Source organism: Allopusillimonas ginsengisoli (genome assembly GCF_004153455.1).
In the GTDB taxonomy this organism is placed as follows: domain Bacteria; phylum Pseudomonadota; class Gammaproteobacteria; order Burkholderiales; family Burkholderiaceae_B; genus Allopusillimonas; species Allopusillimonas ginsengisoli.
In genome coordinates, this window is record NZ_SDQE01000014.1 from 81,169 (window position 1) to 95,968 (window position 14,800).

The following is a 14,800-nucleotide window of genomic DNA, read 5'->3' on the forward strand; positions in this document are numbered from 1 at the left end:
CCGGCACTTATGTCCACCTTAATCTCACCCATTACCCGGCGGCGCATTGCCGCCTTTTCTTTAGCCCTCTTCCCGACTGGTGCCTGGATGGCTACCGCCACCTGGGGCAGCCATATGCACTGGCGAGACTGGAACGCCAAAACGTTCTGGCATTTTGTGATGCTGACGCCGCAGTACCCAGTGCTCTACAGCTCACTGGGCATCGGTCTGGTTCTCGCCTTAGTGCTTATCCTGCTTGTCGGGCGCACCGCCAGAACCGAAGGGTTTGAGGGCGCTGCCTACAAACACTTTGTACGTGGCACGCGCACCGCCTCGGCAAAAAGCCTGGCTCGCCAGTGCGAAGAAAGCGGCAAACAGCAAATTGACGTGGGTGGTATCCCCATGCCGACCATCAACGAGAACCTGCATTTGCTCATCAGCGGCGCTACAGGCTCCGGTAAATCGGTGTTGTTGCGCAACATGGCCGCTTCGGTACTCAAGCGTTCACAGCACGACATGAACAACCTTTTGCCCGGCCAAACGCCGGAGCGCAACGACCGGATGATCGTGATTGACCCCAATGGAGACCTACTCAGCAAATTCTGGCAACCGGGCGACGTAATCCTGAACCCCTATGATGCCCGCAGCCAGGGTTGGGCATTCTTCAATGAAGTTCGCGCCGACTACGACTGGAAGCGGCTGGCCCACTCTATGGTTCCCATGAGCCAGGATAAGAACGCTGAAGAATGGAACGACTTCGGTCGCCTGCTGCTGCGCGAGACTGCCAAGAAACTGCATCAGCTGCAAGGCGAAGAAGCCAGCATCATGGACTTGTTTCGTCTATGCACCATCGAAGACCCCAAGGTCTTGAAGCAATTCCTGGAAGGCACCCTGGCCGAATCCCTGTTTGTTGGCTCCAGCGAAGCCAGCAAGGCGCTGTCTTCCGCCCGCTTCGTACTGTCGAACAAGCTGTCCGAGCACACCGGCATGAAGCCCGGACGTTTCTCCATCCGGGACTGGCTGAGCAAGCCGAACGGTGGCAACCTATACATCAACTGGCGCGAAGACATGATGATCTCCATGAAGCCGCTGGTGTCGTCATGGGTCGACGTGTTCATCACGTCGATTCTGTCCATGCCGGAAAGCACACACCGGCGCTGGTGGCTGTTCATTGATGAGCTGGCTAGTCTGGAAGCTCTGCCGTCACTGGAAGCGGGCCTGACTAAGGGCCGGAAAAATGGTCTACGTATCGTGGCGGGATTGCAGAGTACGTCGCAGCTGGAACACATCTACGGGCGTACCATGGCCACTACCATCCGGGCGAGCTTTCGCAACCTGGCGGTGCTAGGCGGCTCCCGCACCGACCCGCAGACGGCGAAGGATATGAGTGAAAGTTTGGGCAAGCATGAGGTTGAACGGCCCAAGTACAGCATTAGCCGGAGCGTGGATCACCGGAATACATCGCACAACATGGATCGGACGACGGAAGACGTGGTGACGGCTGCGCAGATACAAGCGCTGCCTGCGCTGGGCGGGTACGTGGCATTGGCGGGGGATTTTCCGATTGCGAGGGTGAGCTTACCGTTCAGGGAGTTCACGGGCACTGTCGCTACGTTCCAAGGTAAGCATCCGGTCTGGGCCGTCTTGACGGCTTTACCGACGCGCACTTGTGTTTAAAGCGTGACGTTCCAGGGCAATAGTTCATCAATCCGATTCACTGGGTGATCGGCGATCACGGTCAACACGTGGCGAAGATATGCCTCAGGATTGATTCCGTTTAACTTGGCCGTGCCAAGCAGGCTATACATGGTGGCGGCGCGTTCGCCGCCCGCATCTGAGCCCAGAAATAGGTAATTTTTACGCTTATGCAAAGCTTCACATAAGCGTAATAACTGGCTGTTCGCCGGCTCCTTGCGTGCCGGAAAACGGGCCGCCGCCGTCATGACCTTGATCCAGTCGGCCAAGCTCAATGGCCACGACCCGTATGCCTATCTGAAGGACATACTCACGCGCCTGCCCACGCAGCCGGCCAGCCGGATCGACGAACTGCTGCCGCATAACTGGCAACCGCTCACGCACTAACGACAACGCCCGCTTTATGCGGGCGTGTCAATATGGGATGGCCGAACGCTTACGATTGTCCGTGGCAGGTCTGGATTCGAAACTCAATGCCATATGCCCAGTGCGACCTCGGGCCTCGATTTCATGGATGTTGTTGGCGACACTGGGATCGGCGATCAGTTCGACTTCAACCTGATCCAGGCCCAGGGGGGCAAGTGCCACAGTTGCGGCCACGTTTGCGTTTTTGGGGAAGCGGCAGGCCGCATTTCTCACTGTACCGCGGAACAGGACAGCGCGCTTACGGCTAATCTATTTTCCTGTGTGCATAACAATGTGCACAAATCTCAGGCCGCGCTCAGCCATTGAATCTCCCTAAGCAGAAGGGCTCCATATCAACCTTCGGATCCACTCCACCCATGGTTTCGGATAATAAGCTGCCGCTTATAGCTGACATAGTCAGACCTAAATGACCGTGTCCAAAATTAAGCCACAATCCTCGGTGCTTGGGAGCTGGGCCTATTACCGGCAAGGAGTCCGGTAAGCAGGGCCTATGCCCCATCCAGTCTGATGTAGGAACGTTCAAATTTAAACTTGGAAACATAAGCCGACTATGCCTTAATAAAAGCTCCGCTCTTCGCTTATTTGGGGCTCGTTCCAAGCCGCCGAACTCGACCGTACCAGCGATACGCAAGCCGGCCTCCGTAGGCGTATAAAAAATCTTCCTGTCTGCCGCACAAACTATTCTAGTTAAATCAACTCCTCCATTTGGTACTGAGACATGATAGCCCCGCTGCGCCTCTAAAGGAACACTATATCCAAGAGCAGAAAGCAAGCGGCCGGACCAAGCTCCGGCACAAATCACTACATCATCTGCGGTATAGTTGGTCTTTTGACCGGAGACGCCAGTAACTCGTGCGCCCTCTACATCTATTCTAATTACCCGGTCTCGCAAGAATCTTACGCCTCTTTTTTCTAATGCTACAGCTATGAGCTGAGCTTGGCGAAGAGGATTTACGACCATGCTTTGATCCGGCAAATAATAGCCAGTTTGATAAAGCTCCCCAACTTTCGGCTCTAAATGCTGAATGCGATCTCTATCAACTTTTTCCAAAATGGCACCGAGTTGCAAACGCAAGGCCCATGTTGCGTCATCTTTGGCTAAAGCGTCGTCATTTGGATATAAATGTAGTTGCCCTGTGGTCTGTATAAGATCCAGTCCCCCGACATCTTGCATTACCTTTTTATGATACTCCAGAGCGGGGTATACAATACTATGCAAAGCCTTAGAAATGATATTCACACGGTGCATACGTGATGCGAGAATAAATTGCGAGAACCATGGCAAAGCCTTCCACCAATAAGATACAGGGACAGATACTGGTCCAGTGGGGTCGAGTAACATCTTGGGGATCTGCCGTAAAATATTCGGCATGCCAAAAGGAGCAACTGATGAAGTACTGATAGACCCTGCATTACCATATGAACACTGACTCCCAGGATCATGGGGATCTATAAGTTCAACATGACGTCCCGTGAGAGACAAAAAATATGCAGTATATAAACCAATAATTCCAGATCCAACTATAACTACATTTCCATTATTTTGATTATCCATAATATCAAAATTCTTCGCTATTTAATGGTTCTTAATATGAAAGGCATCTAGCTTTCGAGAGCTACCATGTCTGACGCACGGAAACATAACTGAACACTATCTCCGATTTGAAACTCTAATACGCGAGCCTCAGTTAGCGTCCTAGCGCACAAAGAAACCCCCGATTCTGTACACAGATTGAGCTCGGTCAGCTCTCCAACCAACGTACGCTCAGTTACAGTGGCTGTTAACGCGTACGGGCGGCAATTAGTAGCAGGGCCAAGCGCTAAACACTCTGGGCGTAACATCACTTTTAAGCGTCCTGTAGGGAGAGTTTGACGAAAAAGATCCAACCCATGTACTGACCCGATGCCCTCAATCAAAACTTCAGCATCCCGGCCATTTCCAACAACTTGAGCATCAAGTAAATTAGATTCTCCGAGAAAATCTGCCGCGAAAATCGTCCTGGGCTGAAAGTAGAGCTCGTGCGGGCGACCAAGCTGTTCGATATTTCCATTATTCAACAAACATATCCGATCCGACAAAGCTAACGCTTCACTCTGATCATGGGTTACATACATCAGTGTCACCCCAGTATCTCGATGAATATGTTTTATTTCTCGTTGCAGTTGATCACGCAGTTTTTTATCTAACGCTCCAAGTGGCTCATCCATCAAAATCAAATCAGGACGATACACGAGGCATCTCGCAATCGATACACGTTGCTGTTGACCTCCCGATAGTTCACGTGGCTTGCGTTTACCCACATTAGGCAACCGTACTAGCTCCATTGCGCGTGTTACCCTCTCATTAATTTCTTTATGAGGAAGCTTGCGTACGCGTAGAGGGAAGGCAATATTGTCAAATATGGTCATATGAGGCATTAATGCATAACTTTGAAAAACCATCCCTAAGCTACGGTCCTTAGCAGGTAAATTAGTTACATCACGGCCATTTATATAAATATGTCCACCAGAGGGCGCCAACGATCCCGCTATCAAATTAAGTATTGTGGTTTTACCGGAACCACTAGGTCCCAATAATGTTAAAAATTCGCCTTTGGCTATAGACAAGTTGGTTGGAGCTAGCGCTTTCACCTCTTTGTATGATTTTTCCAGCGACGCAAGTCTAACCATCTCCATATCGGGGGCTGTCATTTAGAAATTCCTTTTGTTACTGCAACAATCAGACATATGGCAGAGGAGATCAAAGTTAGCAACGTTGAGACTGCTGCCAGCACCGGTGATATCTCCCAATGTATGCTGCTATACATTTTCACAGGCAAGGTTTGCGTTAACACGCCTGATAGAAAATATGAAATTACCACTTCATCGAAAGAGATCAAAAATGAAAAAAGGCCGGCAGATATAATCGAAGGACGAAGAATAGGCAAAGTAACGTGTATCAAGGTATATAAGCGTCCGGCCCCCATTATTGCCGATGCTTTTTCAACATTAATATCAATCTGCTTTAATCCAGCAAAACAAGTTACCATTACAAACGGAATGGTAATTATTATATGAGCCAGAATTAGTCCTAATGTTGTACCAGTCAATCCAAATCGAGAAAAATATAGATATAGTGCTAAAGCAACAACAATATTTGGCACAAACATAGGTGAAAGCAGCGTTACCGCCAAAAACTTTCTGCCGCGAAAACTACTACGATTTATTCCGTATGCTCCTAGCACGCCAAAGATTAATGAAAATAACATTGCAAAAATGGCAACTTTAAAGCTTACCCATGTAGCCTCCATCCAGGTGGAGGTGGTGAAGTATTGCTCATACAGATGTAATGAATAACTTTTTGGTGGAAACGTTAATTCATCTCCTGCGCTGAAGGACATCGGAATCACTATCAAGCTTGGAATAATTAAAAATAAATAGCCAAGCCATGCGACACCACCATCGGCACTTCGACTTATTAAGTTCACTGCTGAAGGACGTCTTGTGGAAATATTCATGTATTCTCCGTCAATCCACATCCGCGATTAATTGCCCATCACGAACTCTAGAGAGCAATAGCGTCAATAGCCCAGCTAGCAGCACTAAAACGACCGCCAACGCTGAAGCAACACCCCAATTCAACGTCTGTCGCACGTTGAAATCCACCAGGCTAGATATCATTAAATCGTCTTTACCACCAAGAAGCTCAGGAGTAATAAACATGCCGAGAGATAGGATTACGCAAATGAGCGAGCCTGCCATAACGCTTGGCAAGCTTAGTGGTACTGTAATACGCCAAAATATTCGCCAACTGCTGGCAGCCATAATTCTTGCCGCCTGCCGTAGGGCAGGGTCTTGTGCCTGAAGATTATTGAGTAGAATAAAAATCATAAACGGAAGTAAATAATGCGTCATGCCAATAATCACACCCGGTCGATTGAATAGCAATTTCAGGCTTGAGTCATTATTCAAAACACCACGTATCAGTGTATTAATTATTCCATCATGGCCTAAAATTATGGTGAACGCATAGCTTTTAACTAGTATGCTGGTCCAAAACGGAAGTAAAACCAACGTTAATAATATGGCTCGCGTGCGAGGAGCACAGCGAGCCAAATGATATGCGATGACATATCCAATGATTAGAGTAAGGCATGTTGCTAGCAAGCTAATCTCCAAGGTATTAGCAAGCACTTTTATATACAAAGGCCGAGTAAATATCTCTATATAGTTTCCTATACCTAGCTGTGGATCAGCAAAACTAGCATAGACTACATATCCAAGCGGTAGGATAAATAATCCCAGAAGGAATAAGCCAATCGGAAGTAGAAAAATCCCCATACTAGGTCCTTATATATGTATTCAACATATTCTTGTACGGTTAAGCAAATCGCTCATCACGCCATTTAAGTGCAGCTTTTAGCCCTTGCTCCTTACGAATGTGATTAAATTCAGCTCGCTCTGGCCCTCCCGTTGCTTCAATCAAAATATCAGTATTCAGCCCTTCAAAAAGAGCTGATCTTAACCCCATCACATCGTAAGAACGGTTAATAGCCCGCTTAGTCATTTGCACAGATAGGGGCGCCGCTGCTGCCATCGCACCGGCTATACGATACGCTTCCTCCAGTTGCTTACCCGACTCCACCACGTTATTAACTATTCCCAAGGCTAAGGCGCGCTCTGCATCGACGTCATCTGTTCCGGTAAGCAACAGTTCCTTTGCTGCCTTCGGCCCCGCAACCCACGGCAGAAGCATCGCAATAATGCCGGAACCAAACCTTACTTCCGGCTCTCCGAAGCGCGTGCCCTGCGCAGCAATAGTTACATCACACGCCAACGCCAATTCAAAGGCTCCAGCAAGGCAATATCCATGTACTGCAGCAATTGTTGGCTTGGGGCTGTCCCAGAACTGCATTATGAAGTCAAAATCCGCCTTCAAGATATTGCCCCACTGCGCCAAATCTGGAGTGCCACGCTCGCTTGATTCTTTCATGTCAAATCCGGCAGAAAAAGCCCGGCCATTTCCATTAACAACAATCGCGAGTATTTCAGAGTCGTCGTTAAAAGCACTCAATGCTTGCGTAACTTCTGCCATTAAAGTGCGGTTGATAGCATTAAGCTTGTCCGGACGATTGAACGTGATGGTTCCGATCCGGGCGTTGGAAGCGACTTGAATTGTTTCGAATTTCATACTTCAACTCCTTTAATTTGGTCTATGTCGTTAGCTAATACGCCATTCTGAAAACCGATGATTAACCTCCGCAAAATTATCCGCCCACCATTCAACATTAGTAATAATTGTTTCATTATCAGTCAGATCGATTTGCGAAGCCTTTGCCTCCGGTGTCAACAAGATACGCGCTGCGGAATTTACAGGCGTATAGTGTGTAATATTCACAAAATCAGCCTGCTGATCCTTTTGAAGATAAAAATTGATTAATTCCATGGCTGATTTTTTATTTCTACTACCCTTAGGGATACACAAGTAAGACGGAGTTACGATATTATGCTTGTAGATATATGCTATCGAATTACCATTGGCTTGTGCTTGCTCCGCACGACTGCTATAAGTGAATACAAAGTCAATTTCATTAGTCTGGAGCAATGAAATGGTTTGTGGCGTTTCGGCTATCCATTTGGCGACATGTGGCTTAATTCTATCCAATGATTTAAACGCCCTATTCACATCAAGGGGATATAAGCTTTTCGGGTCGACACCATCTGCTACGAGGGCCAACTCAAGATTCTCATCGGGACGTGATCGAAGGCCGCGCCGCCCTGGAAAATTATCGGAGTCCCAAAATTCCACCCAGTTTTTAGGCGCATGCTCTGGGGGCGTTCGCTTAGGATCGTATGCCATCCCACCTCCGTATACATACCAAGGGACGCAGTATTCTTCCTTCCCTATTGCCAGTCCTGATGTATTAATAATCTGATAGTCTAATTTTTCAAGCAGCCCCGCTTTCTGAGCTGCTAGAGCTTGAGAGCCAATAAACGAAACAACGTCCCATTCGACGTTTCCAGTCATAACCTGTGCTTTTAATTTTGCAATATCGGGACCAGTAGTGCTAAGGATTTTAATACCAGTATTAGCCTCAAAAGACTTATGAATTGTTTTTTCCTGCGCTTCCTGAGTAGTACCGCCATAGCTAACATACACCAATTGTTTGGTATCGATATTTCGAGCATGAAGGATACTTGGAGCTGCTATAGCGGATGCAGCTCCAATCAAAAGTCGTCGGCGTCCTAGCATTAAATCATTTTTTGTTGAATTTCTATCCATTACTCGCTCCTTATATTTAGAATAAACTACTCCGTCTCTTACAAATCATTGCAAAGATTGGATCGGCAACTACCATCAGCCATTCAATATAAAAAGTGAATCCACAATGGTAACGTCGACAGGTCCAAGAATTATTGGATTTAGATCTATTTCTTTAAAGGCGAGCTCGTCAAGAACGCACATCTGACTAAACGTTGATACGAGATTGCATAACGCTTCGATGTTGGAACGCTCGCCACCCCTTACTCCATTGAGTACTGGATAACCTTTTAATTGTGTAAGGTAACTTCTCACTCGTTCCGACGAAACAGGAGGCAAAAATGTGATCGAATCTCGCAGAATTTCGGTAAATATGCCACCCATAGCAAGCGTTATAGCCGGGCCGAACTGAGGATCCCTCGTCATTCCTAGAAGAATTTCAACACCAGGCATTATTTGCTTCTGCACTTGAATCCGGGGACCACAACGCTCAGCTATAGCTTCGTAGGCCTCAAGAACCTCTTCTCTAGTTTTCAGATTTAACGCTACGCCGCCCGCATCGGTCTTGTGAAGTACATGAGGCTCTGCCGTTTTGAGCACTATCGGAAGGCCTACCTGGACTGCGGCCTCTAGAGCCTCTTCTTTTGATTCCACGAACTTGCTATTTGCGAACGGTAGGCCAACCTCTTGCAGTAAATTCCAGGAAGTCTTTGAACTCAACGCTCGGTCTTCATTCTCTTGAATTTCTTCTAGCAATTCCCTTGATAGCTCGAGCGGCTTCGTATTTGGCTGTTGTTTTACAACGTTTGCCGCCTCCTGCCATTTAATCGCGTGCTTTATCGCTAACAACGCAGTAACAGTTCCCATCAGTACTGGAATGCCCTGGGCCCGTAACCTTGATGCATGGGGCCTACTGACGGAGCTATGTAAGTTAGATATAACGACTACTGGTTTGTCGGTAGATTGATGCACACGTATAGCCGCTTGCGTGCTAGCTTCTAAATATCTGTCACGCCCATAGACCAGATTTGTCGCTAATGCGGCTATAGAGACAGCATGATCTCCTGAAACGTATTTCAAGCATTCATACATGAGATTCCGGCCATCACCGAAAGAATCAACCGGATTCTCAGGTGACATGCCAGGATCTAACACATTCTCTAACTGCTCATGTGTTTTTGGAGACAAGGTCGCCAACGGAACCCCGAGATCTGCCCCTATGTCGACTATTAGCTGCCGCTCCCCACCTGAATCCGTTACAGCCCCTAAAGCACCTGGTTGCGGCCGGCGTGCGCTAGCCAACAACTCTAATGTATCTGCCAATTCATCAAGAGTACGTGTACGTATTACATTGTGCCGTTCACATACTGCATTAAATACAGAATCTGATCCTGCTAAAGCGCCGCTGTGCGCAAGAGCGAAACGCTTTCCTTGTTCCGATCGACCCAGCTTCAACACGACAATAGGTATTGCGGCTTGTTCAGCCGCCTCAAGAGCCATCAAAAAACGATCAGGATCGCGAACTGTCTCTAAGACACATCCGATGACACGCGTGGTCGGTTGTGCTAATAAAAACTCGATGTAATCAGCTATACCTGTTGTTAACTCTTGTCCCATCGACACTGCGTAGTTGAAGCCTAACTGTCTTTGGTTGCCTACTAACCCAGACCAACTAGAGCCACTATGGGAGAGTAATCCTATATTACCCGGGTGATCGATTAAAGGTGGTGGGTTCGCCGACATAACGATACGTTCGGAGAAATTCATGTACCCCATGCAATTTGCGCCACAAATTCGGATACCAGCCTCAGCAGCTAACGACGCTACACGCTCTGGCAGGCTTTCGACTCCTGTACGCGTGTCAAAAAGACGACCGAACATCACCGCTGCAGGTACACCAACTGCAGCCGCATCCTCCATAGCAGCCATGATCTTCTCGTCGCTGATAGCAAACGCCACGCAATCGGGAGTAAAGGGCATCGCGCCTAAACTGGGATAGCAGGGTAAACCTGCTACCTCATCATACTTAGCATTGATCCCTACCAAAGTGCCTTGATATCCTTGTAAAGCAAGCACTGACATCAAGCGGTAACCGAAAGAAGAGTCGTTTTGGGATGCACCTACGATCGCTATGGATTTAGGCCGTAATAGTTTAGATACATTTTGAGCCGCAGACGTATCGGCGCGATTTAACCCTTGCGTCAAAGGTGTACGCCGTTGGTACATGATTTCTGTCATAACTCCATCCATCGATTGTCTGTAGGGATCCTGGGATCAATATAATATTTGTCACACAAATATACTGATATCAACGTCACCCCAAAATTTGCGACCTCCACACTGAATGTCATATGCTTCATTCTTAGCCTATGGCGAAAGTGGATGATTTTTGGTGAGGAAATAATCAGTGTCAAAAGAGCAATTAAAAAAGCTGAATAAAGGGAGAACGCTTTTTCGTCTGAAGACGTGTGACCTCATCCGATGCGCACGAGTAATCGGCCCGCTACGCGTCCTTCTAACAACTCTCGAGCCCCATCGACGACACTCGACAGAGAGATTTCATTCACCATATCTTCAATGATGTCTAGGGACAGATCAGAAGCGAGACGACTCCACGCGGCGAGCCGCTCGGAATGGGGTGCCTTCACGCTATCGATCCCGGCGAGAGTGACACCGCGCAAGATGAATGGCGCGACAGTGGTAGGGAAATCCATGCCTTGGGCCAATCCGCAGGCAGCTACAGTTCCTCGATAGCGTATCTGTGCGCAGACATTGGCCAGCGTATGCGAGCCTACAGAGTCGATTGCTCCTGCCCATCTTTCCTTCTGCAGCGGTTTGCCGGGTTTGGCGATCTCATCGCGATGCTCTACCCTTACTGCCCCCAAGCGCCTGAGTCGCGCCTCCTCCGTCATGCGCCCCGTCGACGCCACGACCTGGTATTCGCTCCGTGCCAACAGCGCCGTGGCAAACCCGCCAACACCTCCGCTTGCGCCTGTCACCAGAATCTCTCCTTGTTTCGCCTCGACACCGTGTCGCTCGAGCGCCAGCACACAAAGCATTGCTGTATATCCCGCCGTGCCGATGGCCATGGCGGTACGCGTGCTAACCGCGTCCGGCAGGGAGATCAGGTGGGCGGCAGGTACCCGCACCTTACTAGTTAGGCCACCAAACAACGATTCGCCATGACCCCAGCCGTTCAGAACAACACGCTGGCCCGGCAGGAAATCGGGATGGTCACTGCTTTCTACTGTACCCGCAAGATCAATCCCAGGGATCATCGGAAACTTTCTCACCACCGAAGAACGACCGAGGATCGCCAGGGCGTCCTTGTAGTTCAGCGTGGACCATTCCACGGCAACGACGACCTCTCCTTCCCCTAGCAATGCGTCGTCGAGATCGCGAAAAGAAGCCTTCGTACCCTTTTCATCCTTGTCGAGCCAAAGTGCTTGATGCATCATATCCTCCAAATAATAGACCAGTCGGCTATAAAAGAAAAATGTTTCCCTATGCCCCTCTACCATGAGATATTCTCTCAGACAGCTAGTCAAGACTCTACTTTCGGTACCCCGGCACCACGATATGCGTAAAGAACATGTGAGCAAACCGGTCTAACGGGACAACGCTACGCGTCAGCTTAGAACGCAAAATTGCACCTTCCCAGCCGATCCAGAAAAACTCTGCAATGGCTTTGGTATCTGCATCCTCGGCCAACTCCCCCACGATCTTCGCCTCGTTCAGTACCGCCGCCACACGCACCTGCCATGACTGGAGTACCGCTTCGAGCTTTTGGCGAAACGCATCGTTCAACCCCCCCAACTCCTGCCCCATATTGCCAATCAAACACCCACGCTGGAACTCATAACGTTCCATAGCACGCGTCGCATCGGCAACAAAGGCCTTCAACCTCTCTACAGGAGAATGCGAAGTATTGCTGAATAACTGATCAAGTTTCTTGGCAAAATATTCCGCATAGTTATCAATAACGACCTGGCCAAAGGCCTGCTTGCTCTCAAAATAATGGTAGAACGAACCTTTAGGCACCTTAACGCGCGCCAGCACCTCCTCAATGCCGGTCGCGTGAAAACCTCGTTCTGTCAAGATTTCAGTTCCGCATCGCACTAACGCCATGCGGGTGGCCGTGTTGCTTGACCGCCTGCTACCCCGTATGCGCTTGGGTAATGGATCGCCGACTGAATCCGACTTGATAGATCTAATTTTCATAGCGCAATATTAGACCAGTCGTCTATGAACTGAAACTAGGGTTTACTCGCATAACAGCGATGGACTATCACTCAGTAGGATTAACCCTATCGTCTAGCCTCAAAGTTCAGAAGGTGCTTCCAATGGGAAACACTCCAACACCAGTAGCCAGTACTGACGCATGGGCCAACCATGAGGATGCTGCGGCAGACTTTTGTGATGGTCGCTTGGCTAGACGATTTCGCCATGTGCTCAAACAGATCACGGCGGCGGACGACCCGACCTGCAAGTTCAATGCTTGTCCAGCGCCAAACAATTGGATGCCGTTATAAGCTGTGGAGCTGCCGATACGATTGATTTCTTCTTTCAGCTGCGTGATTTCGCCATCAATAAATGCTCTATCTTGAACGGTCAGTGCATCGCTTCTTTGCTGGATGGATAACCGCGGCGTGACGACGCCACTTGTGCCCAGATTTCATGCATAGTCTGGGATGTTAGCCAGGCCCACGCACGAGCCACCCGAGGACATCCTTATGTTCGAGCACCAACAATTGCGTTTCAGGCGTGCCCAGGTAGGCGCCCCGATCGATAAATAGGTGCGATTTGTGCAACTCCATCGTGCGAAGCACGGTATGACCGACATACGTTAGAGATAGTCCCGGGTTCCAAGGCTGATCGCTCATGACGAGCGCACCCGTCGGCGTGTCGATAGGTAGATGCATCTGGCAACGTTGACGTCATCGAGATCAAGAAACCGATGGGCAAGCCCATCATGCTACCTGCGCGCTACCGCGACCACCACCTGCCAATGCGCGACTTGGTCGGCGCGATGGGTCAGGCCACTCATTACCTGAGGCATTTGAACCGGTGGGGACTGCCTGGCGAGGACTACTTGACCAAACTGTTGAGTGCTGATCTGCCTGCGGGCTTCAGGATCCGGATAATCAACCCACTAGGCATTGTGATCATGGGGCGTTGACATGTAACACGCTATCCGAGGCGCAAAGGCGTGAGTTTGAAGTGCTTCGCCGCGATTCCAAGGGTATCGTCGATATCATCACCTATGACGACCTACTGGCGCGACTTCAGGCGGTACTCGATCGATTGCGCAACGGCCCGGCCCTCAGTGCTGCGCCTGCAACACTGCAAGCCGAATAGTCCGTCTTGAATGCGATGGCTCGGCCAGAGCAGGTTCCACGCGTCACCGGTCAGAGCTGTGACTCGGATATAGACCTTGGCGATCCCTGTGTAGCCACTTTGCGGCACAGTTTCCGCTCAACAGCTGCGTATAGACAGCCGCTTACAGCCTTAATCGTAACGGCCCGGCCAGCACCGTGTTGCGTTAAATCCGAATCTGCATCAGCCGCTCGTTGACCTCTTGAAGGTCGAAGGCAGCTGGATCGAATGGGCCGCCATGCCATTGCATCATCTGTTCGTGTTCAGGATGCGCGGGATTGGCCATGGCCTCCAAGAACTCCATATAGCCCGGCTCCCCACCCACATCTTCGGGCGGGCAGGCATTGGCGCCGTCCAGGCACCAAGGGGAATCCAGCGGGCCGCTAAAGGGCGTCACCTCGATCAGCCGAATCCGATGGGCCCAGTTATCCCCGTAGTCGTAGATGTAATCGAGTTGACGCCGTACGCCCAGCGCCTTGTCCAGGCGCACGCGCTTCTCGCTTCTCAGATCAGGCTCGGGGTAATCGGGGTCAAGCTCACCGTAATGCGTATCGTCGATGATGAACTCGTGCAGATGGCCGCCGAGCCAGCCCATGGCTTGCTGGATGGTGACGTGCAGCTTGGGCAGGGTGATGCGACTGGGAACCACAATGGTGCGGTAGACCGTCGGCTGAACGTAGCGCAGTTCGATACGCAATACCATCGCTTGCCCTTGCAGCGCGACGACCTTGGCGACCATTATGCCGCTCTATCCAGCGACAGCGCGTGCTTGCCAACGTTCCACGGCAACAGTTCATCAATCCGGTTTACCGGATGATCGGCAATCACGGTCAAGACATGGCGCAGGTACGCCTGCGGATTGATGTCGTTTAATTTGGCGGTGCCCAACAGGCTATACATGGTGGCCGCACGTTCGCCCCCCGCATCCGAACCAAGGAACAGGTAGTTTTTCCTGCCTAGGGCAAGTTCGCATTCATTCTGCCCATATCGGGCAAGAAGTTGAAGTCCATTATCGTTGGCATCCATTGTTTGGTCGCCAAGTCAAGATTCGAGACGTCGAACAACGCGGCGGCGGCTGCGTGG

The 14,800-nt window shown here is 49.9% G+C and carries 15 protein-coding genes and 5 pseudogenes; 5 read left to right on the plus strand and 15 right to left on the minus strand.

All coding sequences use genetic code 11. The features are described from left to right. Positions 1-9: 9 nt before the first annotated feature. Positions 10-1,656, plus strand: coding sequence for a type IV secretion system DNA-binding domain-containing protein (locus ERE07_RS19035; protein WP_245153785.1), 1,647 nt, complete (start codon positions 10-12; stop codon positions 1,654-1,656). Here the strand turns inward: ERE07_RS19035 and ERE07_RS19040 are convergent. Further along, positions 1,653-1,841: pseudogene (locus tag ERE07_RS19040) on the minus strand (transposase domain-containing protein); the annotation flags it as partial. The gene ERE07_RS19035 and the pseudogene ERE07_RS19040 overlap by 4 nt on opposite strands. 22 nt (positions 1,842-1,863) lie before the next feature. Between ERE07_RS19040 and ERE07_RS19045 the strand changes: the two are divergent. Then, positions 1,864-2,061 (plus strand): annotated as a pseudogene (locus tag ERE07_RS19045) (transposase domain-containing protein); the annotation flags it as partial. Positions 2,062-2,088: 27 nt separating this feature from the next. On the opposite strand, the gene ERE07_RS19050 reads toward ERE07_RS19045, so the two are convergent. From ERE07_RS19050 to acuR, 10 genes are all read right to left on the minus strand, one after another. After that, positions 2,089-2,349 (minus strand): aspartate dehydrogenase domain-containing protein, encoded by a 261-nt coding sequence (locus ERE07_RS19050; RefSeq protein WP_130010627.1) that lies wholly within the window; start codon positions 2,347-2,349, stop codon positions 2,089-2,091. Between the two features lie 46 nt (positions 2,350-2,395). Further along, entirely contained in the window at positions 2,396-3,655 is a 1,260-nt protein-coding gene (locus ERE07_RS19055; RefSeq protein WP_130010628.1) for an NAD(P)/FAD-dependent oxidoreductase, read from the minus strand. A 47-nt stretch (positions 3,656-3,702) separates the two neighbouring features. Next, on the minus strand, positions 3,703-4,791 hold the full coding sequence (locus ERE07_RS19060) for an ABC transporter ATP-binding protein (protein ID WP_130010629.1): 1,089 nt from the start codon (positions 4,789-4,791) through the stop codon (positions 3,703-3,705). After that, positions 4,788-5,597, minus strand: a complete 810-nt coding sequence (locus ERE07_RS19065) for an ABC transporter permease (protein ID WP_130010630.1) — start codon at positions 5,595-5,597, stop codon at positions 4,788-4,790. The genes ERE07_RS19060 and ERE07_RS19065 overlap by 4 nt, the downstream gene beginning before the upstream one ends. 10 nt (positions 5,598-5,607) lie before the next feature. After that, complete coding sequence (locus ERE07_RS19070) at positions 5,608-6,420, minus strand: ABC transporter permease (RefSeq protein WP_130010631.1); 813 nt, start codon at positions 6,418-6,420, stop codon at positions 5,608-5,610. Between the two features lie 40 nt (positions 6,421-6,460). After that, on the minus strand, positions 6,461-7,270 hold the full coding sequence (locus ERE07_RS19075; protein ID WP_130010632.1) for an enoyl-CoA hydratase/isomerase family protein: 810 nt from the start codon (positions 7,268-7,270) through the stop codon (positions 6,461-6,463). Positions 7,271-7,300: 30 nt separating this feature from the next. After that, positions 7,301-8,362, minus strand: coding sequence for an ABC transporter substrate-binding protein (locus tag ERE07_RS19080; protein ID WP_130010633.1), 1,062 nt, complete (start codon positions 8,360-8,362; stop codon positions 7,301-7,303). Positions 8,363-8,437: 75 nt separating this feature from the next. Then, positions 8,438-10,579: an acetate--CoA ligase family protein gene (locus ERE07_RS19085; protein WP_167670997.1), complete on the minus strand. Its 2,142-nt coding sequence runs from the start codon at positions 10,577-10,579 to the stop codon at positions 8,438-8,440. Between the two features lie 236 nt (positions 10,580-10,815). Beyond that, the gene (acuI, locus tag ERE07_RS19090) at positions 10,816-11,796 is read right to left on the minus strand and encodes an acrylyl-CoA reductase (NADPH) (protein ID WP_130010643.1); all 981 of its coding nucleotides are present in this window, start codon (positions 11,794-11,796) and stop codon (positions 10,816-10,818) included. Between the two features lie 97 nt (positions 11,797-11,893). Further along, complete coding sequence (gene acuR, locus ERE07_RS19095; RefSeq protein ID WP_167670999.1) at positions 11,894-12,562, minus strand: acrylate utilization transcriptional regulator AcuR; 669 nt, start codon at positions 12,560-12,562, stop codon at positions 11,894-11,896. A 122-nt stretch (positions 12,563-12,684) separates the two neighbouring features. On the opposite strand from acuR, the gene ERE07_RS22460 reads away from it, so the two are divergent. After that, a complete protein-coding gene (locus ERE07_RS22460; RefSeq protein ID WP_483413477.1) occupies positions 12,685-12,873 on the plus strand; it encodes a transposase DNA-binding-containing protein in 189 nt (62 codons plus the stop codon). Here the strand turns inward: ERE07_RS22460 and ERE07_RS22465 are convergent. Together ERE07_RS22465 and ERE07_RS19105 are read right to left on the minus strand one after the other, a co-directional pair. Continuing rightward, positions 12,861-13,013: pseudogene (locus tag ERE07_RS22465) on the minus strand (flagellin N-terminal helical domain-containing protein); the annotation flags it as partial. The gene ERE07_RS22460 and the pseudogene ERE07_RS22465 overlap by 13 nt on opposite strands. Before the next feature lie 22 nt (positions 13,014-13,035). Beyond that, on the minus strand, positions 13,036-13,224 hold the full coding sequence (locus ERE07_RS19105) for a hypothetical protein (protein WP_167671001.1): 189 nt from the start codon (positions 13,222-13,224) through the stop codon (positions 13,036-13,038). A gap of 50 nt (positions 13,225-13,274) precedes the next feature. Between ERE07_RS19105 and ERE07_RS22405 the strand changes: the two are divergent. Together ERE07_RS22405 and ERE07_RS21740 are read left to right on the plus strand one after the other, a co-directional pair. Next, positions 13,275-13,520 (plus strand): annotated as a pseudogene (locus ERE07_RS22405) (Shedu anti-phage system protein SduA domain-containing protein); the annotation flags it as partial. A 41-nt stretch (positions 13,521-13,561) separates the two neighbouring features. Next, positions 13,562-13,699 (plus strand): hypothetical protein, encoded by a 138-nt coding sequence (locus ERE07_RS21740; RefSeq protein WP_167671003.1) that lies wholly within the window; start codon positions 13,562-13,564, stop codon positions 13,697-13,699. Positions 13,700-13,883: 184 nt separating this feature from the next. On the opposite strand, the gene ERE07_RS19115 is transcribed toward ERE07_RS21740, so the two are convergent. Beyond that, positions 13,884-14,456 (minus strand): plasmid pRiA4b ORF-3 family protein, encoded by a 573-nt coding sequence (locus tag ERE07_RS19115; RefSeq protein WP_102071911.1) that lies wholly within the window; start codon positions 14,454-14,456, stop codon positions 13,884-13,886. Beyond that, a pseudogene (locus ERE07_RS19120) lies at positions 14,456-14,683 on the minus strand (transposase domain-containing protein); the annotation flags it as partial. The pseudogene ERE07_RS19120 and the gene ERE07_RS19115, both read right to left, overlap by 1 nt. Positions 14,684-14,800: the final 117 nt, after the last annotated feature.